Source organism: Thiosocius teredinicola (assembly GCF_002009425.1).
Lineage (GTDB): Bacteria > Pseudomonadota > Gammaproteobacteria > Chromatiales > Chromatiaceae > Thiosocius > Thiosocius teredinicola.
The window spans coordinates 4,551,006-4,574,736 of sequence record NZ_CP019936.1 but is presented as its reverse complement, the minus strand read 5'-3'; the positions used below and the strand labels follow the sequence as shown (position 1 = coordinate 4,574,736).

At 61.1% G+C, this 23,731-nt stretch carries 17 protein-coding genes; 11 read left to right on the top strand and 6 right to left on the bottom strand.

Annotation, left to right across the window (positions count from 1 at the left end; all coding sequences use genetic code 11):
* Nucleotides 1–25: 25 nt before the first annotated feature.
* From B1781_RS21615 to B1781_RS21600, 4 genes are read right to left on the bottom strand one after another with little or no spacing between them, the layout of a single operon-like run.
* Nucleotides 26–925 carry a CoB--CoM heterodisulfide reductase iron-sulfur subunit B family protein gene (locus tag B1781_RS21615; RefSeq protein WP_078121671.1) on the bottom strand — a complete coding sequence of 300 codons (900 nt, stop codon included), beginning with the start codon at nt 923–925 and terminating at the stop codon, nt 26–28.
* Between the two features lie 12 nt (nt 926–937).
* Nucleotides 938–1,561 carry a 4Fe-4S dicluster domain-containing protein gene (locus tag B1781_RS21610; RefSeq protein WP_078121670.1) on the bottom strand — a complete coding sequence of 208 codons (624 nt, stop codon included), beginning with the start codon at nt 1,559–1,561 and terminating at the stop codon, nt 938–940.
* A gap of 12 nt (nt 1,562–1,573) precedes the next feature.
* Nucleotides 1,574–3,880 (bottom strand): hydrogenase iron-sulfur subunit, encoded by a 2,307-nt coding sequence (locus tag B1781_RS21605; protein ID WP_078121669.1) that lies wholly within the window; start codon nt 3,878–3,880, stop codon nt 1,574–1,576.
* Between the two features lie 3 nt (nt 3,881–3,883).
* Entirely contained in the window at nt 3,884–5,161 is a 1,278-nt protein-coding gene (locus B1781_RS21600; RefSeq protein WP_078121668.1) for a CoB--CoM heterodisulfide reductase iron-sulfur subunit A family protein, read from the bottom strand.
* Nucleotides 5,162–5,538: 377 nt separating this feature from the next.
* Between B1781_RS21600 and B1781_RS21595 the strand changes: the two genes are divergently transcribed.
* The 8 genes from B1781_RS21595 (at nt 5,539) to B1781_RS21555 (ending at nt 17,094) form a co-directional block, all read left to right on the top strand.
* Nucleotides 5,539–6,357, top strand: a complete 819-nt coding sequence (locus tag B1781_RS21595) for a CbbQ/NirQ/NorQ/GpvN family protein (protein ID WP_078121667.1) — start codon at nt 5,539–5,541, stop codon at nt 6,355–6,357.
* A 130-nt stretch (nt 6,358–6,487) separates the two neighbouring features.
* Complete coding sequence (locus tag B1781_RS21590) at nt 6,488–6,985, top strand: prepilin-type N-terminal cleavage/methylation domain-containing protein (protein WP_078121666.1); 498 nt, start codon at nt 6,488–6,490, stop codon at nt 6,983–6,985.
* Nucleotides 6,986–6,999: 14 nt separating this feature from the next.
* The gene (locus B1781_RS21585; protein WP_078121665.1) at nt 7,000–9,825 is read left to right on the top strand and encodes a putative bifunctional diguanylate cyclase/phosphodiesterase; all 2,826 of its coding nucleotides are present in this window, start codon (nt 7,000–7,002) and stop codon (nt 9,823–9,825) included.
* Between the two features lie 123 nt (nt 9,826–9,948).
* Nucleotides 9,949–10,464, top strand: coding sequence for a prepilin-type N-terminal cleavage/methylation domain-containing protein (locus tag B1781_RS21580; protein ID WP_078121664.1), 516 nt, complete (start codon nt 9,949–9,951; stop codon nt 10,462–10,464).
* Between the two features lie 389 nt (nt 10,465–10,853).
* Nucleotides 10,854–11,714 carry an alpha/beta hydrolase gene (locus B1781_RS21570; protein ID WP_078121662.1) on the top strand — a complete coding sequence of 287 codons (861 nt, stop codon included), beginning with the start codon at nt 10,854–10,856 and terminating at the stop codon, nt 11,712–11,714.
* Nucleotides 11,707–13,980: a putative bifunctional diguanylate cyclase/phosphodiesterase gene (locus B1781_RS21565; RefSeq protein WP_164513505.1), complete on the top strand. Its 2,274-nt coding sequence runs from the start codon at nt 11,707–11,709 to the stop codon at nt 13,978–13,980. The genes B1781_RS21570 and B1781_RS21565 overlap by 8 nt, the downstream gene beginning before the upstream one ends.
* Nucleotides 13,981–14,132: 152 nt before the next feature.
* Nucleotides 14,133–16,250, top strand: coding sequence for a nitric oxide reductase activation protein NorD (locus tag B1781_RS21560; RefSeq protein WP_078121661.1), 2,118 nt, complete (start codon nt 14,133–14,135; stop codon nt 16,248–16,250).
* A 139-nt stretch (nt 16,251–16,389) separates the two neighbouring features.
* Nucleotides 16,390–17,094, top strand: coding sequence for an MlaC/ttg2D family ABC transporter substrate-binding protein (locus B1781_RS21555; RefSeq protein ID WP_078121660.1), 705 nt, complete (start codon nt 16,390–16,392; stop codon nt 17,092–17,094).
* Between the two features lie 59 nt (nt 17,095–17,153).
* Here the strand turns inward: B1781_RS21555 and B1781_RS21550 are convergent, their stop codons facing one another.
* Nucleotides 17,154–17,789 (bottom strand): DsbA family protein, encoded by a 636-nt coding sequence (locus tag B1781_RS21550; RefSeq protein WP_078121659.1) that lies wholly within the window; start codon nt 17,787–17,789, stop codon nt 17,154–17,156.
* Between the two features lie 84 nt (nt 17,790–17,873).
* Here B1781_RS21550 and B1781_RS21545 point away from each other — a divergent pair, with 84 nt between their 5' ends.
* Nucleotides 17,874–18,413, top strand: coding sequence for a retropepsin-like aspartic protease family protein (locus B1781_RS21545; RefSeq protein WP_078121658.1), 540 nt, complete (start codon nt 17,874–17,876; stop codon nt 18,411–18,413).
* 75 nt (nt 18,414–18,488) lie between these two features.
* Here B1781_RS21545 and B1781_RS21540 read toward each other — a convergent pair whose 3' ends face one another.
* Nucleotides 18,489–18,872: an HU family DNA-binding protein gene (locus B1781_RS21540; RefSeq protein ID WP_078121657.1), complete on the bottom strand. Its 384-nt coding sequence runs from the start codon at nt 18,870–18,872 to the stop codon at nt 18,489–18,491.
* 156 nt (nt 18,873–19,028) lie between these two features.
* Between B1781_RS21540 and B1781_RS21535 the strand changes: the two genes are divergently transcribed.
* Nucleotides 19,029–19,607: a chalcone isomerase family protein gene (locus B1781_RS21535; RefSeq protein ID WP_164513504.1), complete on the top strand. Its 579-nt coding sequence runs from the start codon at nt 19,029–19,031 to the stop codon at nt 19,605–19,607.
* Between the two features lie 59 nt (nt 19,608–19,666).
* Nucleotides 19,667–23,725: a cyclic nucleotide-binding domain-containing protein gene (locus B1781_RS21530; RefSeq protein WP_164513503.1), complete on the top strand. Its 4,059-nt coding sequence runs from the start codon at nt 19,667–19,669 to the stop codon at nt 23,723–23,725.
* Nucleotides 23,726–23,731: the final 6 nt, after the last annotated feature.

Here is a 23,731-nt window from a genome sequence, read left to right as displayed (position 1 = left end):
TTCTTGACGCAAACTGAGGTTACGTCTATTTCGCGGCGAGATCTTCGAGCTTCTTCGCCTTGATGATCTGGCCGTCGAGCGCCGCATCGGACGCATTCTTGCCATAGGCCACGCTGATCAGCTGGCTGTAGTACACCACCGGCATGTTGAACTTGGTGTTGAACTTGGCGTTGATGTCGTCCTGGTAGATCTCGACGTTGGCCTGACAAAGCGGGCAGGGCGTGACGATCATGTCGGCGCCGTTGTCGTAGGCGGCCTCGATGATGCCTTTGATCATTTCCTGCGACTTGTCGGGCTCAGAGAAAGCCAGTGCGCCGCCGCAGCATTGCACCTTCTTCTCGTAGGTCTTGATCGATTCGCCACCCAGGGCGTCGACCATCTTGTCGAGATACATCGGGTTCTCGAACGACTCGCCGTCGATGCCGAACGGGCGGTTGGTCTGACAGCCGACATAACCGGCGATCTTGATGCCCTCCAGCGATTTCTTCACGCCCGACTGCAGTTGCTCGTAGCCGATGTCCTCGATCAGCACCTCCGCCATGTGACGGATCGGCTTTTTGTTAGTCATCTTCAGATTGGCTTCTGCCAGTGCGGTGTTGGCTTCCTTGAAGAAATTCTCGTCGTGCGCGAAACGCTCCGAGGCTTCCTTGGTGGCCAACCAGCAGGCGGCGCAGGTGGCAACGATGTCCTGATCGGGGTGTGCTTGTTCCGACAGCGCGATGTTGCGCGCCGACAGGGTCATGCGCGGCAGCACCGATCCACCACCGTAGCCAATCGAGGCCGAGCAGCAGTTCCAATCCGGAATCTCGTTGAGTTTGACGTCCAGCACTTCACACATGGTGTCGATGGAACGCTTCAGGTTCGAAGACGACGCGCCATTCTGCGAGGAGCAGCCGGGGTAGTAGGAGTATTCGTGTTTAGCCATGTAGATGCCCCCTTACTTGTTGGCTTCGAGCTTGGCGGCTTCGATTTCTTCGGCCTTCTTGATCATCTTCTGCAGGCCTGAGACATCCTTGATGCCGTGGCCGCCGAAGAATTCCGCAGCGCTCATGCGCTTGGCCTTCATCATGTTCATGCCCAGCTTCTGGTTGGCCATGGCGTTCTTGATGCCCTGACCGAAACCGTCTTTGAAGTACAGCGACAGGCCGAGCTTGAGCTCGTTGACGCGGCCCTTCTTCATCATGTTGTTCCAGAAGATCTGCGAGAACTCCGCCGTCGCCTGACCCTTAGGTACCAGGCCCAGCTTTTTCGCATAGGTGGCCAGGCCGTGCATGATGTGGGTGATCGGCAGTTCGCGCGGACAGCGCACGATGCAGTTGTAGCAGCTGGTGCACATCCACATCGAGTCTGATGCCAAGACCTCTTCACGTTTGCCGGCACGGATCATCATGAAGATCTCTTGCGGCGGATGCGCCCAGTGCGGGCCGAGCGGGCAGGAGCCCGAGCACACGCCGCACTGCATGCACATCTTCACCCATTCGCCTTCTTCGACGTTCGCTTCAACTTCCTTGAGGAAGCTGTTGCGATACTTTTCGACCATTGCTGTATTCATATCGCTCATATCGAACCTCGCTTAGAACTTGAAGGGGCTCATGCCCACCTTCTCGATGACCTCTTCCATCTCCTTGATCAGGCGCGGGGCGCGCTCGATGTCGGTGATGGCCACTTCGTGTACGACAACACGCTCGGGTTCGAGGTTCAGCGTCTGCAGGGTGTCACCGACCTTCATCATGCGCTCGGCCGCCATGGTCGAGCCGCGTACGAAGTGACACTGATAATCCTTGCCACGCTGGCAACCCATCATGACGATGCCGTCGTAGCCGCTGTTCATCGAGTCGGTGATCCAAGACAGCGAGACCGAACCCAGGCAACGGACGGGAATCACGCGTGCCCAGGCACTGATCTCCTGACCGCTCATCGCGGCCTGATCGAGTGCCGGGTAGGCGTCGTTCTCGCACGCCAGCACCAGGATGCGCGGCTTTTCATCAAACTCGTCGGGAATGTCGACGTTCTTGATCTGCTGGCCGACGCTGTCGATCGAGTAGTTCTCAAACGAGATAACGCGTACCGGACAGGCACCCATGCAGGTGCCGCAACGCCGGCAGCGCGACTCGTTGAACATCGGATAGCGCTGCTCATCCTCGTTGATCGCGCCGAACGGGCATTCCACGGTGCAGCGTTTGCACTGGGTGCAACCCTCTTTGCGGAACTTGGGATACGACAGGTCGCCGACGCGCGGATGCGCGGCAGAGCCTTGGCCGGCATTGACGGCAGCCTGGATCGCTTTCATCGCGGCGCCGGTGGCGTCGTCCTGCGCCTGCTTGATGTCCATCGGTCGACGCACCGGACCGGCGGCGTAGATACCGCTGCGGCGCGTCTCGTACGGGAAGCAGATGAAGTGCGAATCGGTAAAGCCGTTGACCAGGTGCGGCAGGTCGGTGCCCTGTCGATAATCCAGGTTGAGGATCGATTCGATCGACACCGAGGCCTCGGCGACCTGCTTCTCGACCTCTGCCAGCTTCTTGTCGCGTTCTTCGTACGGTAACTGCTCGAGTGCGTCGGTCACCGCGTACGGGTTCGGGCCGGAGTTCGGCACCATGCCCAGGTCGAGCACCACCAGGTCGGCGTCGAGCTTGACGTCTTCGTTGAGGATCAGGTCCTTGAAGTTCACCGTCGCACCGCTACCGGAGCTGGTCACTTCGCTGACCTTGCCTTTCGAGAAGATCACCATCTGCTGCTGACCGGAGCGGTAGAAATCCTCGCCGGCGGCACCCGGGGTGCGCAGGTTGTCGAACAGGATGGTGGTGTCGCAGTCTTTGCCGTTCTGGTCTTTGAAGTACAGCGCCTGCTTGATCGAGATGAGGTCGCCGATGCCCGAGTGATAGGGCAGGTGGCCTTCCTCTTTCGATGCCTGGCCCGCGTTCTGTACGAACACCACCGACTTGACCTCTTTGCCGTCCGACGGACGCTTGATCGGGCCGTCGCCGGCTTCGTTCGCCAGGGCTTCGAGCTCGACATTGGTCACGACATCGGCGTTGCTCGAACCGAGATAGGCAAGAGCGGAGGGATCGAACGCCTTCCAGCCCGAGGCCTGTACGATGGCGCCGAAGTTCTCGGTCGCGGTCGATCCGGACTCGGTGGTGATGTCGGCCGAGAAGCGGCCCGGTGCGCCCGAGGTCTTGGTGACCGTGCTATTGAGGTGCACGGTGATCTTGTCGCTTGCCTCAACTGCGGCGATCATCTCGCCGACGTTGTTGTCGATCGGCAGAGGCAGGTCGACGTTGGTGCCGTTGGACACGCCGGCAGCGGCTGCGCGATAGGGGATGCGCTTGTGCCACTTGGCGGCCCAACCGCCCAGCGCGCCGGTCTTTTCGACCAGGTGCACCTTGAAGCCTGCAGCCGCGGTTTCAAGTGCCGCGGTCATGCCGGTGACGCCGCCACCGACCACCAGGATGTTCTTGTTCAGTTCCTGCTCGCCCGACGGGGTCGGCTTGGTCATGAACTTGACCTCGGCGCAGGCCATGCGGATGTAGTCGTCCGCCATCTCCTGCGTGGTCTCACGCGCCTCGTCGGTGTCCGGACGCGACCAGATCACGCCTTCGCGCAGGTTGGCGCGCGACATGGCGACATCCGGGAAGCTGAAGGCCTCGACCTTGGCGCGGCGCGAACAGGCCGCGATCATGATGTGGGTGGCACCATCGTTATCGATCGTGTCGCGGATCAGCTGCACGCCTTCCTTGTTGCACAGCATCTCGTGCTGCACGCACGACTGCATCTTGCCGTCGCGGGTCGCGGTCATTTCCAGTTGGCCGGCATCCAGGCGATCGCCGATGCCGCAGCCGGTGCAGACAAAGCCTGCAAATTTCTTATCGTCTGCCATGTCTTATGCCTCCGCTCCTGCTACGCGGTTGACCACCTGAATCGCCTTCAGCGCGGCACCGGTTGCATGCTGTACTGCCCGGTTTACATCCAGCGCGTCGGATGCCGAACCGGCTGCGAATACACCGCCGTTGGCGGCATCGGGCTCGATGAAGCCCTCGCGGTTGATCACGATGTCGACCGGGAAGTCGCCCTGCGCCACGGACGGCTCCATGCCGGTCGCCAACACGACCAGGTCATGCGTGTTTTCGTAGCGGTTGTAGCCTTCGGTGTCGACGCCGCGGCAGATCGGATTGCCGTCTTTATCGGTGATGATGTTGGCGACCTTCGACTTGGTGAAGGTGACGTTGTCCATCGCCTGGACCGTCGCGTAGAAGTCTTCGAAGCGATCGATCGCACGGATGTCGATGTAATAGATCGTGACCTTGGCGTCTTCGTAGGCGTCGACCACATAGTGGGTCTGCTTCAGCGATGCCATGCAGCAGATGCGCGAGCAGTGGTACAAGTGGTTGCGGTCACGCGAGCCGGCGCATTGGATGAAGGCGACGTTTTTCGCCTCTTTGCCGTCCTTGCGCACGATCTTGCCGCCGGTCGGGCCCTTCGGGTCGGCCATGCGTTCGAATTCGACGTTGGTGATGACGTTATCGAAGCGGTCGTAGCCATACGGCTGGATCTTGGCTGCATCGTACGGCTTCCAGCCGGTTGCCCAGATCACGGCGCCCGCCGGGAACTTGATCTCCGATTCCTGCATGTCGAGGTCGATCGCGTTGTACTTGCAGGCATCCTTGGCCTTCTGGCCGTCGTCGGTGCCGACGATGCGCGGGTCGAGCACGTACTGCATCGGGTGCGCCATCACGTGCGGCAGGTAAGCGCCCTTGCGCTTCGACATGCCGTAGTTGTACTCGTCGTCGAACTCGGCCTCGACGGCTCTGGCGCAGTCGCCGCAGCCGGTGCAGTTGTCGTTGACGTAGCGCGGAGACAGCTTGACCGTCGCCGTGTAGTTGCCGGCTTCACCCTCGATGTTGGTCACTTCGGCCATCGTCAGGATGGTCAGGTTGGGGTTCATCTTGGCCCGACGCTGGTTGATCTCCAGCCCGCAGGTGGGGTGGCACAGCTTGGGGAAGTACTTGTACAACTGGCTGACGCGGCCGCCGAGGTAGGGGCGTTGTTCAACCAGCACGACCTTTTTCCCGGTCTCGGCGGCCTCGAGTGCGGCAGTCATGCCACTGATGCCGCCACCGACGACCAGGATGGTCTCGTTGGTAGCTACGACTTCCGTCATGGATAGTCCTCCGTCGCGGATAGTGATGAATCTTTTTTCGTCCGACCTCGGCAATATGGCGCGATCGGCAGTGGGCTCACGGGCCCGGAATTCTCTCTGTCTCAGCCCCGCGCGGTTGCGCGCAAAGGGGGCGATTTCAGCGACCGCCAACGATACTCCCGTTGGCAGCCCATCGCTATGCGCCAACAATCGAATTTTCCGATGCACTAATAGATGAAGCGTATATATCTAAGGTGTGGGCAATAAAACGCAGCAAAACAGTCGGTTATGGCCCCGTTCGCCGGCAACCCGCCATGCCGTGCGGTTGCCTCGCCGTGCATCGCTGGTTAGCCTTGCGCAGCCTCCGCTACATCGCTGCCTAACCTAGGGAAACCGTTGTGACCGACGTCGCCAAGATCCTCAAACCCGAAGAGAACTTCATCACCGAAGAGCCGTACTATCAGCCGGTCGGCGACGAAATCGCGGTGTTCGAGGCGGCCTATGCCAACCACCTGCCGGTTCTGCTTAAGGGTCCGACCGGTTGCGGCAAGACCCGTTTCATGGAGCACATGGCGTGGCGACTCAAGCGGCCGCTGGTCACCGTGTCGTGCCACGACGATCTGACCGCGTCCGATCTGGTCGGTCGCTTCCTGGTCAAGAACAACGAAACCACCTGGGTCGACGGGCCGTTGGCGCGTGCCGTGCGCACCGGCGCGATCTGCTATCTCGACGAGGTCGTCGAGGCGCGCAAGGACACGACGGTGGTGATCCATCCGCTGGCCGACGACCGGCGGGTGCTGCCGATGGAAAAGCTCGGCGAGTTGGTCGAGGCAGCCGACGGTTTCTGCCTGGCGATGTCGTATAACCCCGGCTATCAATCGGTGCTCAAGGATCTCAAGCAATCGACGCGGCAACGTTTCGTTGCGCTCGAGTTCGATTATCCCGCCGTCGCGTTGGAACAACAGATCGTTGAGCGTGAGGCAGGCATCGATGCCGGACAGGCCGCCCGGCTGGTCAAGTTTGCGCACATGACGCGCAATCTCAAAGGACAGGGGCTGGACGAGGGGGCCTCGACCCGGCTACTGGTACATGCCGCCAAGCTGATCGTCAGCGGCGTCGATCCGGTGGTCGCCTGTCGCGCCTCGATCGCCCAGGCACTGACCGATGATCGCGACATGTTGGTCGCGGTCAACGAACTGTCTGCCTCGCTGTTTTAGTCCGCCCTTAAAGCCGCATTTTAGGAAGCGATTTCGTCAGGGGCGCCGCGAGATTCCCCAATCGCGGCGCGCAGTGCTGTTTCAGCCACATCTAATTAAAGGCGTGCTCAAGCCCGGTCGATACGGTGGCATGCCGCAAGATTCCAAATTCCAGCTTTCCCGCGCGTTCGCTGTCCGCCAGCGATCGGGCGGTTTTACGTTGATCGAGGTGATGATAGGTGTCGCCATTCTGTCGATCCTGGCGGCGATCGCGATCCCTTACTACAACGGCTATATCGCCGAAGGTCGCATCGCTACCGCGATCAAGGATATCCGCCAGATCGAGCTGATTCTGAACGATCGCTTTCTCGACAACGATCCGCCGGCGACCCTCGCGGCGGTCGGGATCAACATGCGCGATCCCTGGGGCAATCCTTATCAATATCTGTGGTTGCGCAACAACCCGGCACCGGGCATCAACGGTTCGCGTCGGCGCGACAAGTCGGCCAACCCGGTCAACTCGGACTACGACCTGTACAGCATGGGGCCGGACGGCGTGACCACCGCGCAGTTCACCGGGAAGAATGCACGCGACGACATCGTGCGCGCGAACGACGGTGACTTCATCGGGGTGGCCGCCGATCACTGATCGGCGGGGTCGTCATGAAAGCCCTGACCCAATGGAAATCCAGTGTCGCCCGCCGCTTCGATACCGCGTTCGTCGGCGCAGCCGCCATTCCGTTGATACTGCTGGCTGCGGTCGCCTATTACCTGGTCGCCGACAAACTGCAGGAGCGTGCCCTGGACGATGCGCACTACCTGGCCAAAGACCTCGGCATGGCGGTGTTCGACCGGCTCAAGTTCGTCAATGACGAGTTGCTGATCCTATCGCGCCACGTCGATGCCACCAGCAACTACCGCGGCATGCTGCACGGTCTGGATCTTCAAGAGCGAACCCACGGTCTGCTGCACATCTCGCACGACGAAAAGCTCTCCGGCAACGTGCATCTCAGCGATCGCGAGCGGTCCACCCTGCTGCGCCAGGTGGGCAGGTTCAGCGACGACAAGCCGTTGCTGATCACCTTGGGAGAACCGGCAAACCGGCGGTTGTTCATGTTGCTGCCGCAGGTGGGTGGGCAGCAGGATGCGCGGTGGTTCGGTGCCGAGTTGGACACCACCTATCTCTGGGATACCAGCGGCATCGCCGCGCGCCCCGATTACGTCTGCATCCTTGATAACGACGCCAGCCCGGTGTTCTGCAACGCACCGGACATCGCCGGTTGGGTCGAAAACAGTCGCGATCACGTCAGTGAGCGGCGGCGCCCGGCGGCGATCAGCGACGCCGACGGCGAAACCTTCCTCACTGCCGCATGGACCTTGTTTCTCAAGCCGCATTACCAGTTCGAACGCTGGACCGTGCTGGTGGGTATCCCGCGCTCGATGGCACTGTCGTCGATCGCGAACTTCGACCGCGTGTTTGCCGGCATCGGGGCAATCGGCGTACTGCTGGCGCTGGGTATGGGGCGACGGTTGATCCGCAGCAACCTCAAACCGCTGAAGTCGCTAAGCGCCGCTACCGACAGGCTCGCGGAGGGCAACTTCCGCCATCGCGTCAGCCTGGACTCAGGCGACGAGTTCGAGCGACTGGGCGATGCCTTCAACGACATGGCGGCGCAGATAGGTCAGCAGTTCGACGAGATGCAGGCCTTGGCCGCCTTCGATCGCGCGTTGCAGAGCGCACAGTCGATCGAAGGCGCAATGCGCGCCGGTCAGCAGACGATCGATGCCTTGATCGGCCCGGGGCGCGTTGCCTTGCTGTGTCATGAGCGCTGGTCGGGCGCGGGCATCTTATGGTGCCTGCCGTTTTCTCCGGCGGATGTGCACGAGCTGGCGCTGACCCAGGGGCAGGAGCTGGTTGCCAATGTGCGATCGGGTGATGCCGGTGAGATGGTGCAGGCGTGCCCCTATCTGCAGCACCTTGGCATGCAGTCGTCGGACGATGTGCGGCAGTTCCCGATGCTCGGCAACGAACACGTCGCCGCCGAGATCGTGCTGCGCAATGTGCAGCCCGGCGACGAAGAGGCGACCAACCGAATCGTCGATGTGCTCGGCATTGCGCTCGACAACCTGGTGCTCGAGCGACGCCTGTTTTTCCAGGCCAACCACGATTGGCTGAGCAAGCTACCCAACCGCGCGCGCATGCGTGACCTGTTCAATGGCGCGGTGGCGGATTCCAGCGGCAACGGCAGCGTGATCGGCATGCTGTTGATCGATCTCGATCGTTTCAAACAGGTTAACGATTCGTTGGGACATGGCGTCGGTGATCGCTTGCTGGCCTTGATCGGTGATCGGCTGCGTAGTGTGTTGCCGCCCGAACTGGTTCTCAGTCGATTCGCCGGAGACGAGTTCGTTGCCATGCTGCCGCATGCCGATAGCCGCGAAGTGGTGTCCGAGCTCAACGCGATTGCCGACCAGATCAACAGCGAGCTCGACAAGCCTTTCGGGCTCGGCCTGCGGGATGTGCGTATGACCGCGACCATGGGCGCCGCGGTTTATCCTTACGATGGCGGCAGCTTCGAGTCGATGCTGCAGAGCCTCAATGCCGCAGCGTATGCCGCCAAGAGCTCACGCCGTGGCAGCATGCTGTTTTTCTCCAGCGGGATGCGTGACAGCCTGGTCGGACGCATGGACCTTGAACAGGCACTGAAAGGCGCCGTGCCGAACAACGAGCTGGTGCTGCACTATCAGCCGGTGATGGACGCACGCACTCGCCGGGTGCGCAGCGCCGAGGCGTTGATGCGCTGGGAGCGACCGGGCGTGGGTCTGGTCTTCCCCGGCGGCTTCATCGATGTTGCCGAAGACAGTGGCCTGATCGCCGATATGGGCAACTGGGCGTTACACACCGTGTGTCGTCAGATGCAGGCATGGATCGATGCCTGCTACGCGATCGAAAGCGTGGCGGTCAATGTGTCGAGTATCCAGTTGTCGAGCGATGAATTCGTCGGCCAGGTACAGCACGCGCTGGATGAGTCCGGGCTACGGCCGCAGGCACTCACCCTCGAGGTCACGGAGACGGCGTTGATCGGCCAATTCGAAGAGGCCGTCGAACGTTTGAAACGGATTCGCAGCCTCGGCGTGCGCATCATGATCGACGACTTCGGGACCGGCTACGCGTCGCTGAAGTACCTCAAGATGTTGCCGATCGACGGGGTGAAGATCGACCGCCTGTTCGTCAAGGATCTGCCGGACAGCGCGGCCGACGAAGCGATCGTCGCCGCGGTGGTCAGCCTCGCGCAGTCATCCGGTTTCAAGCTGGTTGCCGAGGGGATTGAAACCGAAGCGCAGGCGCATTATCTGCGTGATGCCGGGGTGCCCTATCTGCAGGGCTTCCTGTTCGACAAGGGGCTTGCGGCCGACGACATCGAACGGCGATTGCGCAAGGACCTGCTGGAAAAAGAAAATAATGTCACCAGCGTCGGCATGGGCTGAGAAGCCGGTGCCTTGGCAGGCGATAGTGTGATGTACGACCGTGGCTTAGGGAAGGAAAGACAGGGTTGCGCGATCAGGTTACGCTATTATCGACAAAATTATTCATGCGAGAACGACGATAAGATGGTTTTCCACAAGGGGCATACTTCCGGGCAGCACGCGGGCTTCACACTGATCGAGGTGATGCTGGCAGTCGCGATTCTCGCCATTATTGCGGCGCTGGCGATTCCGGCCTACCAGGGATACATACTCGAGGGCCGTATCGGCACGGCGATCAAAGATATCCGCCAGACCGAACTGATCCTCAACGACTTGGCGGATGATGGCCAGTTGGGTTCGCTCGATGCGAACAACACGGCGGTGCGCGGCGTGTATCTGCGTGACAGCATCGTCGTGTTGGGTGACCCGGGTACTCCACCGGCCGGTGCGCAGGCCTGGCTCGATCCGTGGGGGCGCATCTACCGTTACCAGCGTCCGGCAACGCGCACCGATAGCAGCGGTGCGGTGTCGAACAACAGTGTCAATCCGCAAGGCTACGACCTGTTCAGCGATGGCCCCGATGCTTCCGATACCGCCGATGATGTGATGCGTGGCTGCAACGGTGAGTTCGTCGGTACTGCCGGCGGCCACAGCTGCTGATCTCGGCCACTTGAATCCCGGCCGCGTCCGCTCGCGACGCGGCTGTTTGCCCGCTTCTACGATACCCAGCCTGCATTGCTGCCTTAGCTGAATAGCCCCGGTCGGCTTGCCGGTGGTTGATGCGTTCTTAACAAGCGCGCTTGCGGAAAATCCGTGAGACGTGGCGTCGTTGTCTTCGAATCCCTGCGATCTCTGGCTGACAGTGGCTTGCTTATCGCTCAGGCGAAAGCGGCGGCTGTCACCTTGGTTCGAGGTTGCGCCGTCGCGCGGTTCGCCCATGCAATAAACGGTGTCTCGCAAGCGACAGAATCTGTTGCGGCTTCCGAAATCTCAAAAATGCGCTATGGTATGGGGGCTTACGGCGTTTTTATTATTATTAAGACAAACTAATGCGCGTAACCTTCCTTTTTGTCGTCTCGCTTGCCGTTATGTCGTCTGCCGCATGGGCGGGCAGCGCCAGCATCGCCTTGCCGATCGCTGCCGGGACGGTATCCGAGGCGGAGTTCTGGCCGGGCGATGACGAAAAGCCCGCCTTGCTGATCCAGCATGGATTCCTGCAAACACATCACTTCTCGACCGTACGCCGGCTGGCCGAGGCCCTGGCGGACGAAGGGTTCACGGTGTTGACGCCATCGCTGTCGCTTGGCTTGAACCGGCGTCGTCAGAGCCTTGCCTGTGAGGCCGTGCATACCCATTCGCTGGCAACCGACATCGACGAACTGCGGGTGTGGACCCAATGGCTGATCGATCGCACCGGCAAGTCGCCGGTGGTGATCGGACACAGCACCGGCGGGGTACACCTGGCGGCAATGATCGATACCTATCGCGACCTGAGTATCGCCAGGGCGGTGCTGATCAGTCTGGCTTACTTCGGTGAGGAGCAGTCCACCGAGCGCCTGGTCACGATGCGCGACCAAGCGGTACGCGATATCCAGAGCGGCGAAGAGCAGGTTCGCGCTTACTCCTTGAGCTTCTGCGACGAATACGTGACCGACGCGACCAACCTGCTTTCCTACCTCGAATGGGACAGGTCGCGGGTCGAGGCGGCGGTCAGAGATGCCTTCGTGCCGGTCGCCATCATCTACGGTGACAAAGACGACCGCGTCGACCACGAGTGGCTGGAAACTCTCGCCTCGCTTGGCGTGACGGTCAGGTCGGTCGCCGGGGCCAATCATTTCTTCGATCTGTCACATGAATTCGACCTGTTCGACGAAGTCCTTGCCGTGCTCGAAGAGGTGCGCCATGGATAGCGGACAGCGCGCTCTGCCGATCAGCTTCTACGCCATCGTCATGATGGTGCTGGTGGTACTGGCCTTCGTGACCTACGCCGCCTTCACCTACGGTGAGTTCCAGCGGGTACGCGACGACATGGACGCCAGCAACAAGGCGGCGGCGAGCGAAGAAATCGCCGTGATCATGGATTTCCTGTTGCGTGATGCCGAAGGTGCCGCAGCGCGCTTCGCGCATTGGGAGGAAGTGGCGCAACAGATCCGCACGCCGCGGTTCTACCCATACTGGCGCAGTCGGCGCATGTTGAGCGCGCACGTGCTTCCGGACTACGTGGTAGGTGCCGAGATCTACGACATCGATGGCAAGGCGTTGGCAAAGCTCGACCGTCCGGCCCTGCCGGCGCAGACCGGTATCCCACCGCCGCCGTCGTATGTGGATTTTTCGGGGGCCGAGCCGACGCTGTTGATCTTTCACAGCGTAACCACGCGCGACGCGAACGATCGTGAGCAACTCGTCGGCTACGTCGGTCTGCGCGTGACCTTCCTGCACCAACTGCGTGAGAATCACGCCTACCGTTACGTCAACGCCCCGAGCATCCGTTTTGTGCGCGGTGGCAACTCGACCTTGACCTGGCCCGAGCTGCAGTCGATCGTCGAATTCGAGCTGCGCGACAACCCGATGAGCGAAGCCGTATCGGGCCTGCTGTCGGGGGCCATCGTCAACCTCAGTGTGATCCTCGGACTGTTCGCCCTGACCCTGTTCCCCGTACTGGTGTTTTTGATTGTGCGCCCGTTGCGCGCGATCTCCGGCCACATCGACAAGCTCAAGGTCAGCCCGGGCGGCCTGATGCTCGAAGAACTCGGTGGGGTGTTGCCGATCGCCGAGACCGAAAAGATCCGCGAATCGCTGAACGATTATCAGAGCCGCTTGACCGACGTGCATTCGAGCCTGGAAGAGAAGAGTCTCGAACTCTGGACCCTGGCGCATCACGATGCTTTGACCGGCGCGAAAAACCGACGCGCCTTCGACGAGTACATGGCGAATCTGCCGGCGATACTGCGCGACCGCGACAGCAGCGTGTGTTTCGCGCTGTTCGACGTCAACCATTTCAAAGCGCTGAACGACACCTATGGTCACAGCGTCGGCGACCAGGTGCTCAAGGTCATCGCCGGTCGCATCAGTGCGGTGTTGCGCCGCGACGAGGAGCTGTTCCGTATCGGCGGTGACGAGTTCGCCATGGTGTTGGTCGATTGCGACGAGGCATCCGCACTGAAGATCGCCGAGCGCTGCCACGAAAAGATCGTCGGCTACGATTTCAGCCGCCTCGGCATTCGCGAGCCGCTACGAATGAGCGCCGGCCTGGCGATTGCGCGCGCCGACGATCTCGATGACCTGCAGACGTTGCAATGGAAGGCCGACGTCGCCATGTATCGCGCCAAGCGACCGGGCAACACCAACGTGGTGATGTTCGACGAAGCCATGGCGAGCAATGCCGAAGGGCTGTTCTCGAGCTGGGTCAATACGGCGGTTTATGATGCGGTCATCTATGGCACCGGTCTGGTGATGCACTATCAGCCGATCGTCGATCTGGCGAGCGGCGAGGTGTGTCATTACGAGGCGTTGATCCGCATTCGCCAGGACGGCGAACTGATTCAGCCCTCCAACATCTTCCAGGTCATCGAGGCCCGCCGGCTTGAGGTCGAACTTGATCGCGCCGTGTTGCGCTGCGTGCTCGAAGACCTGCGTGAAGGCAAGCTGCCGCCCGGTACCGGTGTATCGATCAATCTCTCCGGCCCGTCGGTGGTGCACGATCAGCTGTGCGAATGGCTGCGCGGCTTCAAGCCCTACCTGAAAGACTACAAGCTGATGATCGAGGTGACCGAGACCGCGCTGATCACACAGATCGGCCTGGCCAACGAAAACCTGTCGAAGCTCAGGCAGGGCGGCTTCGCCATCGCGCTGGACGATTTCGGTAGCGGTTATTCGTCGGTGCGCTATCTGGCCAGCATGCCGGTCGATATCGTCAAGTTCGATATCAGTCTCGTGCACGGCCTGACCAACGACAGCCAACGCAATCTCGTTACCCACCTGGCGCAGATGATCATCGACTCGGGGCATCTGCTGGTTGCCGAGGGTATTGAAGATATGCCGACACTGGAGGCGGCCCGGCTGGCTGGTTTCCAGCGCGGTCAGGGCCTGTTGTTCGGTCAGCCGGCTGCCAAGCCGCGCCCCGATCGCGTGTCGTTCGACAACGTCACGGCCTTTCCAGGCGGCCGGCGCGCATAGCGGCCCGCCGTCGCACTTAGCGCGGCATTCTCGATCGGCGCGACGCTATTCCGCCGAAAACCCGCGGTTGACCCTGTCGGGCGCCTTCTTTAGCGTGCTGATGCGCACCGCATCTGGCGGTTCGGGATTCGCCTAGCTGAAAAGGTCAACTTGTGAGTCGACAGCCGCTGGATGCCAGTTCTCTGATTACGCATCTCGACGAATACCTCGAGGTCGAATTCACCTTCATCCATACCGAAGAGCTGGCCGCCGTGCTGGCCGCTATGCCGCGCGATCGCCAGGACTTCATTCTCGAATGGACGCGGCGCGCGGCCGCCACCAATACCGAGCTGGCCTTTCAGTTTGCCAATCGCGCCAAAGAGGCCTTGAGCGAAGTCGAAGCCGACGCGGTGGCGTCCTGGTGTCTGCATGCCATGGACAGCTACGACAAGGCCGGCCTGCAGGCCGCGATGACCGTCATACGCGATCTCGATGCCTTTCTCGCCGTCGGCCACCAGCGCGCGGCCGGTTCGTTATTCGAAGAAGCGGTGCCGGTGCTGTTGCCGTTCGTCCAGGGGCTCGAAGGTCGTCGCCTGAAGATCGAGCCGGGGGAGTTCGCCTGGACCGACGGCGAGGTCTTGTACCTGCCCGAGATCGTCGCCCGTCTCGACAACCAGGCGGACAACTTCCAATTGTTCAAGGCGACGGTCGCCCATCTGTGGGCGCAGACGCGTTACGGCACGCTGAACGTCGACTTGGTGACCTTCTGCGACGGGCACCCTGAGCCGGAACGCGTACTGGCGCTGTTTCATGCGCTGGAAACCCACCGCCTGGACGCACGCATCGCCGCGGAACTGCCCGGTCTTTATCGCAGGATGCGTGCGTTGAGTGAGCAACTCGGTGACGTACCGATGCCCGATGCATGGCAGCCGGCGCTCGACGACCTGGCGCGTCAGCAGGCGACCGTCGATGACACACTCCGCTGGGTCGGCATTTGTGCAGAGCATGATGCGCTGGTGTCACGCTGTTACCAGGGGCGTTTGAATCCGGCCGCGGCATGGGCGGCGCGCCTGCGGCGTATCGAGCGCGACAAGGCGCGCTTGCGTGAAAGCCTGCGTGTGATCGCCAATGAACTGGTCGAAGGCCGTCAGGATCACGCGCCGCCGGAGTCGTTCGATGTCGAACTGCCGGACCCGGACGCGCCGAACCCGTCGCTGCAGGTGGAGGTCACGCTGTCTCAGCAGCCCTTGCCGATACCGGACAAGGTGCGCGATCAGTTGGTATCGATACTGCTCGATCTGGGTGAGATCCCGCCCGAGTTTCTGACGCCTGCCGGCGAAGGCGAATACGACCCGGGCCTGTTCGACGATACCGGACCGAATCCGGAGGACGTCTGGGGAGGCACCTATCACGAAGAAGGGGCCTACCTTTACAACGAATGGGATATCGCCCGCCAGGCGCACAAAAAGAACTGGTGCGTGTTGCGTGAGATCGATGTGGCGCCGGGTGATCCGGGTTTCTATCACGCCACGATGGGCAAATATGCCGGCTATATCCACTCCTTGCGCCGTACCTTCGAGATCCTGCGCGGCGAAGACAAGGTGCTGAAACGTCAGACCGATGGCGAGGATATCGATATCGATGCGCTGGTCGAGGCGTGGAGCGATGTCCATTCAGGGCTGGAGATGAGCGATCGCCTGTTCACCCGGATGCACAAGGAAGAGCGCAACATCGCAGTGATGTTCATGGTCGATATGTCGGGTTCGACCCGCGGCTGGATCAACGAGGCCGAACGCGAGGCGCTGATTCTGCTCGCCGAGGCGTTGAATACGCTCGGCGACCGCTATGCCATCTACGGTTTTTCGGGGTGGACGCGCAAACGCTGCGAGGCGTTCAAGGTCAAGGACTTCGATGACCCGTGGGACGAGAACGTGATCGGTCGGGTGTGCGGCATCGAGCCGAAGGACTACACGCGTATGGGCGCGCCCATCAGGCACTTGGTCAGCAAGCTCAAGCAGGTCGAGGCACGGACCAAGCTGCTGGTCACGCTGTCCGACGGCAAACCGGACGACTATGATCTCGAGTACCGCGGTGAGTACGGCATCGAAGACACGCGTCAGGCCTTGTTTGAGGCACGCCGCGACGGCGTCCACGCCTATTGCATCACCATCGATCGCGAGGGCCAGGACTATCTGCCGCATATGTACGGCGCGGCCAACTACACGGTGCTCGACGATGTCGCCAAGCTACCGACCAAGGTTTCCGACATCTACCGCAAAATAACCACCTGATGCATTGCATTCATGCGCGCGCCTTGGCAACCTTTTGCGACGCCGCGCTACGGCCGGCTACGCTTCCATTCGCCCAACGTTGGCAGGTCTGTCGGAATCCATCGGGCGAACTCAATATAAACCACGCAGGGGGACTTGGATGAAATCACACACATGGCTGCTGATGGGCGTCATGCTCGCAGGCGGTGTTCACGCAGTACCTCAATATGGCCCGGGGCCGGCGCCGATGCCCTATGGCCCGAACCCATACGGTATGCCCGTTCCGCAGATGAACAATCCGGCAGTCGCGCTACGTGCGGGTATCGACAAGCTGCTTGGCTTTCTCGACAGCCAGGACAGCGTGTCACCGGAGGACCTCGCCGATTTTCTCAACAGCGAAATAGCGCCGTTTTTCGATTTCGAGTACATGGCCAGTGCGGCCGGCGGCCGGATCTACGAGCAGATGTCGCCGCTCGAGCAGCAAGAGATGGCGGAAGACATCAAGCGAACCTTTCTGACCAAGATGACCGAAAAGCTCGCCTCGTACGACAATCAGCAGGTGCAGTTTCTACGGCCGCGCAGCGAGAACGACGGGCAGACGGCGGTTGTCGGTGTCGCTATTCTGAATCCGGGCAACTATCCGGCGCGTCTGGATTTTCGTCTGTACCGCGGTGAACAGGGCTGGAAGGTGTACGACGTAGCGGCCAATGGTCATAGCGCCATCGTGCACTACCGGCGGCAGATGATGCGCCAGATGCGTGCCCAGCAGATGCAGCAGATGCAGCGAATGCGCCAAATGGCGCCGCAGATGGGGCCGGGTGGTCCCGGCGGATATGGGCCCTACGGTCCGCAGCCGATGCGCTGATTGAAAAAAGAACCGGGCATTGCCCGGTTTTTTTATGGCGAGTGCTGTACGCGTTTCGACTATGCGCAACGCAATGCCTCGATGGTTTCCAGCATTGGCTCGACATGCAGGTAGTCGATAGGCACCGGCCAATGGGTTGATCCGACCGTCAGGCGAAGGCTCGGAAAGCTGTCGGCGCCCATGCCGTGTGCTTCGCTGATCTCACGCTGCAGCTGCGCATCGGTTGTCGCGTCGACGAGTCGTTCGGCGAAGCGATGTCGGTCCAGGCCGAGGCGAACGGCGAGGGCGATCAGGGTATCTTCGTCGGACGGGTTCATGGCTTCCAGGTAGTAGGCCCGTTGGATCGCATCGATCATCGCGGCTTCCTTGTCGGCATCGAGTTCACGTGCGGCGATCACAGCCCGGCAGGCCGGCCAGGTGCTGCGTCGCGGGCGGCAGTTGCGCCAGAAATCGAAGTTGAACCGGGTGCCCGGTATGCGTTGCTGGATGCGCTTCCAGGTCGCCTGCAGATAGCGTTGCATATCGTCACTCATCGGGTCGTCGCTGTCCGGTGCCAGGCCGCCCAGCAGGCGGCGCACCGCAACGCCTTGCGGCAACTGGCGGCAAAGATTGTCGAACAGCGGCCGAAAACCCCAACACCAGCTGCACATCGGGTCGTGCACATAGATCAGGTTGTGGGTCGTGTTGTCACTCATGTGTGCGCTGGCCTCATTTGAACTTCACTCCCCGAAGCAGCTCCAATAAGCTCGGATATCACTAAATAAAGATGATGGTTGCCGATGTCTCAAGAGGATGAAAACACAGGAACCACGCGCGCAGGGCGCCATATGCTGTTGCTGGCGTGGGCCGGCGGTATCGCGCTGCTGACCTTCCTGTTCAACGATGCGCTGAACCTGAAGTTCAATCCGAACAGTCAGCCGCAGATCCAGGTTGCGCAGGATGGCACCCGCGAAGTCGTTCTCGAGCGCAATGCACAGGGGCACTATGTGACCAGTGGAACCATCAATGGCCAGGCTGTCGTGTTCCTGGTCGATACCGGGGCTACCGACGTGGCGGTTCCCGAAGATATCGCCAACCGGCTCGGATTGGAAAGACTTGGCAGTGGTGTCAGTCAGACGGCCAACGGCGCGGTGGCTGTATGGCACACCCTGCTCGACGAGGTCAGTGTCGGCAATATTCAGCGCCGTCGAATCAAGGCGTCGATCATCCCGTCGATGGGGGAAGGCGGCGCCGTGTTGCTCGGCATGAGCTTTTTGAAACCCCTGGAATTCAGCCAGAGTGGCGGGCAGTTGATTCTGCGCCAGTTGCCCGCGGGCTGATAGGCGGCAGTCTTTCGCACAATAAAAAAGCGCCGCAATAGCGGCGCTCTTTCGCAGAATATGTCTGCCCGACGATCAGCCGATGGTGTCTTTCAGCGCTTTCAGCGCCGATACACGTACGACAGTCGATGCCGGCTTGGCAGCGATTTTCATCGGTTCACCCGTTGCAGGGTTGCGGCCCATACGCGCTTTGCGGGCCGGTTTCTTGACGCGACGAATCTTCACGCCCGTGTCGGGGATGGTGAATTCGCCGGAACCACGCTTTTTCATGTGGCCTTCGATCATCTCGCCCAGCGCCGTGAAGACGGCAACAACGTCCTTCTTCGGGAGTTCGGTCGATTCGGAGATCGCGGTGATGATTTGCGTTTTGGTTTGTTTGGTGGAAATGGCTTTTACTGCAGGTGCAGCAGCCGCTTTTTTAGCCGCAGCCTTTTTTGCGGCTTTTTTCTTTACTGCCATGTAGGACTCCTACTCAGGATTGGTGTGGAACCGCAGAAAACATAGCATATAACTGCAAACTGCAATACACAGAAATGCCTTGTTTAACGCTGTGAATCGCAAAAAAATAGCGGAACTGCAGATTGTCTGCCGTTCTTCAATCAACGGAGGTGCGTTGTGTTTGCTCGAACCTGTCTTGCTCTGTTGTTCGTAACGCTTGTTCCCGGTGTTGCACAAGCTCTCGAACTCGCCGGTGTCGACGTGCCGCAGACGGCACAAATCCGCGGTGCGGAACAGCCTCTGGTACTCAATGGCGCCGGTGTGCGAAAGAAGTTTTTCATCAGTGTCTATGTCGGCGCGCTCTACCTGCCGCAGCGTCAGGTAGGCGTTGGCGGCTTGTTGACCGATCCGCCCGCAAACCGTGTGTCGATGCACTTCGTCTACAGCGAGATCGAGAAACGCATGCTCGACGACGGTTGGCGAGAGGGATTCGAAAAGAACCTGTCGCCGCAGGAACTCGCTGCCGTGAATGAACGCCTGACGCATTTCACCGAGCTGTTCGAAGACCTGCACGAAGGCGACACCATCTGGCTCGATTACGTGCCGGGTCGCTCGACCGAGGTCAGCATCAACGGCGTGCCGCGCGGTGAGATCGAGGGCGCGGACTTCAACGCCGCGCTGCTTTCCGTGTGGCTGGGTGACGAACCTGTGACGGATGCACTCAAGAACGCCATGGTAGGGGTCGATAAGCACTAGGCGCCCGGGATCGCGGGCCCTAACGGAAAAGCATCGACTTTATGGAATCAGCCACTCGAATGTCAGATGAAGCGTCGAGCGAGGAGATCGCGCGTCTGCGGGCGCTCGTCCCGCTGCACACCCTGCCTGACGAGGCCTTCGAGCAGCTCCTCGACGGCATTTCATTCGAGTCTCTGACCAAGGGAAAAATTCTTTTCGAACAAGGTGATACGGATCATCAACACGTCTACCTTCTGAAAGGAAGCGTGAGCCTGCTGCACGATAAGAATGTCACCGATACGGTCAAGTCGACCAACGAAACCGCACGTTTTCCACTGGCCCACCAGCTACCGCGCGAGCAGACCGCGCGCGCCAACGGCAAGATTCGCATCGCACGTATCGACAGCCGGCGTTTGAGCGATCTGCTGGCGCGCACCCAGACCGTCGATTACCAGGTCGCCGATCTCGATGAATCGGGTCAGGACGACTGGATGACGATGTTGCTGCAGTCGAGCGTGCTGCAGCAGGTGCCGGCATCGAACATCCAACGCGTGATGATGAGCGTCGAGCAGGTCGAGGTCGAAAAAGACGAAGACCTAGTGCGCCAGGGTGACCCGGGTGATTTCTACTACATGATCACCAAGGGCTGCGCGGTTGTGCGCCGCGACAACGACGACGGCAAAGGGGCGGTCGAGGTCGCCACGCTCGGCCCGGGCGACGCGTTCGGTGAAGAGGCCTTGTTGTCGGACAACCCGCGCAACTCCACGGTCACAATGATCCAGACGGGCGAAGTACTGCGCCTGAGCAAGGAAGACTTCCTCGACCTGATTAACAACCCACTGCTGGAGCGGCTGAAAATGCCGGCCGCACAGGCGAAGGTGGATCAGGGTTCGGTCTGGCTGGATCTGCGCTCCGGTGCCGAATACGACGAATCGCACCTGCCGAACGCTATCAGCATTCCTTTCGAATCACTGCGTTACCAAGCGTCGAGCCTGGCGACCGACCGGCACTACATCCTGTACAGCGACACCGGTGGCCGCGCGATGGCCGGCGCCTTTTTGCTGACTGAGCGCGGCTTCGATGTCTCGGTGCTGGAGGGTGGACTCGCGTCCAGCGAGACAGATGCGGTTGCCGAGGAGCCGCCCGCAGCCGCAGCGGCAGTCGATGACGAGGTGATGCAGGAACGCATCCGTCGTGCCGAGGCGCGCGCGAAAGAACTCGAAGACCGGTTGAAAGAGGCCCAGCTCGATCAGAAAGGCATTGCTGAGGAACGCGAACAGTATCTGCAGCAGGTGCGCGAGGCCGTCGAGCAGGCGCGCCAGGACGCTGCGCAGAGCGAGGCGGAGAAGAAGGAAGCGCTGGATGCGCGGCAGAAGGCTTACGCAGAGATGGAGCGTCTCACCAGCAGCCTCGAGGCTGCGGAGAACGAACGCGCCTCACTGGCGGGCCGGATGTCCGAGATCGAGGGTCTCGACAAGAAGCTGCAGGAGCGCTTGTCGAGGGCCGAGCGCGAGTTGATCGGCGAGCGCGAGCGTGCCGAGAGCGCAACCACCAATCTCGACGACCTGGCGGGCCGTCTGACCGACGCCTTGGCGCAACGCACCAAGGAACGTGAGCAGCACGATCGTGAACGCGGTGAATTGAAGGAGGAAATGACCGCGTTGCAGCTCGACCTTGAACAGGCGCAGGCTGACCTGGAAAGCCTGCGCAACGACCTCGATGGGCGCAAGGGCGACGATGAGGCGGTGCAGACGCTGCAGCAGGAAATTGATGCGCTGCGCAAAGAGAACGAACAACTGCGCGCCAGCCAGCAACAGAACGACGAGCAGGCGGCCGCACAGCTCGCCGAGCGCGAGCAGGAACTTGACAAGTCGCTGGGAGAGAGTCAGCAGCGGATCGAGAAACTCGAAAAGTCGCTGAAAGACGCGCGTGCGAAAGCCGAGAAGAAGGTCAACGCGCTGCGCCAGGAGCGCGACGTGGCACTGGCCTCGCTCGACGAACTTGGCGTCAAGAACAGCGACCAGATGCAGAAGCTGGCCGCCGATGCCAAGCAGGCCGGCGATCAGCTGCTCAATGTGCAAACCGAGTTGAGCGAGGCGCAGAGCGCGCGCGATGATTTGCAGCGCCAGCTCCAAGAGCTCAAAACGACCAATACCGCGCTGCAAGAGCAGCTCGCCGCAGGCAACGGTGAGGCGGATGCCGCGCTGGTCGCGAGCCAGGAGCGGGTTGCCGCGCTCGAAAAAGCGTTGGGCGACGCCGAATCGAAGGCTGCCAAAACCACCGATGCATTGCGTAACGAACGCGACGTGGCGTTGGCTTCGCTCGATGAGCTGGGCGTCAAGCACAGCGAAAAGCTGCAACAGATCACCCGCGACGCCAGCGAAGCAGCTGAGCAGTTGCGTGCGTCGCGCGAGGAATTGGAGACGTCTCAGGCTGCGCTTGATGCAGTGCGACAAGAACGCGATCAGCTGCGATCCAGCCTGGATGCTGCGCAGTCTGAGAACCAGGGCGCTGCTGCGCAGCAACAGGCAAGGATCGAGGAACTCGAGGCGACGCTGTCCGCAGCACAGGGCAAGCAAGCAGAGCTCGAAACCTCGTTGCGCGAGGCGCAGAGCGGCAACGAAAAAGCGCTCAAAGAATTGCGCACCAAGCTGGATGCCAGCGAGCGACAGCTGACAGGCAAGCGCAAGGAGCTCGAGTCGCTATCGGGCGAACGCTCGAAGGTGGGTGAGCAGCTCGCCGCGTTGCGCAAGCAACTCGAAGACGCGCAGAACGAACTCAAGGCCGAGCGTGAGACGGCGGCCAGGGCGGCAGAGCAGTCGATGTCGCGGCGCAGCGACCTGGAAAAGGTGATCCGCGCCGGTGAGGAAAAGATCGCTGCACTGCAGCACGATCTGAAAGAAGCAAACAGCAAGGTGGCGGCGAGCAAGCAGGATGCGCACGCCCAGGCCGACGCGACAGCCGACATCGAGCGCCTGGAAAGCGAGGTTTCTGCGCTCAAGGGCGAAGTCGACAAGTATCGGGCGGCGGCCGAATCCGGCGACGAAAAGTTGCGCGCCGAACTGGTCGAGGCCAAACAGACTCTCGAAGAACGCAATATTGCGCTAAAGTCCGCGCGTGAAGAGCAGAGTGAGTTGATCGAGGCGCTGAACACCGCGAGCGCCGAGCGTGATACCTTGCAGCTCGCCCTGAGTGAGAAAGACGATGATCAGGCACGCCTGGTCGATCTCGAGAACCAGGTTGCCGAGGCGCTGAAAGCGCACGATAGCGAGCTGCTCGATCATGAAGGACAGCAGGCGAACCTGCGCCAGCAGCTCGACGAGGCGCACGCGCAGCGCGATGTGCTGCAGCAAGAGATCGAGCGCCTGAACGCGGTGCTCGAGGTGGGTGTTGCCGGCTCGGCAGACGATCAACTGCAGGCGGAATTGAGCAAGGTGCGCAGCGACCTGACTGCGCGCGACAACGAGGTGAAGCAATTGCGAGGCGTGCTCGAAGAGTATGTCGACCAGATCCGTGCAGCCCAATCCGGCGATGACGATGCGTCGGAGCTCGCTGCGTTACGCGCCGAACTCGAGATGGTGCGCGAACAGGCGGTGCGCGATGTCGCGCATATGCGCGAACAGCTGGCGACCTCCGAGACGCAGATGCGCCGTCTGCAACAGGCCGATGGGCGCGAAGCGATATCGCACGAATCGATGCGGCAACGCATCGAGGCCCTCGAAACCTCGCTGAACGAACGTCAGCGCGAACTGGGTAGCGCAGAAGACTCGCGGCACATGCTCGAGGATTCGCTCGAGGACGTGAACCGCCAGTTGGATGAGGTGAAACGCGAACTCGATAAGTCGCAGGCAGAGGCAGACGATGCCATCGCCAGTCGACGCGAGGCAGAATCGGCCCGCGATCAGTTGCAGGAAGCCCTGTATCGGCTGCAGGAAGAATCGGAAGAGGCGGCGAAGGTCGTCGACCTGCGCGACGATCGGCTCAAGCCGATGTCGCGCCCGATCGGCATGAAGAGCGTCTCATCGCCAAGCCGGTTCTGGCCGATCGTGATCGGCGGGGCGTTGGCTATCGGCGCATTGGAAGGGCTGAGCTTCTATGCCGGCAAGGGCGAGATCTTCTCGATGTTGCTCGGGCTTTGACGACGG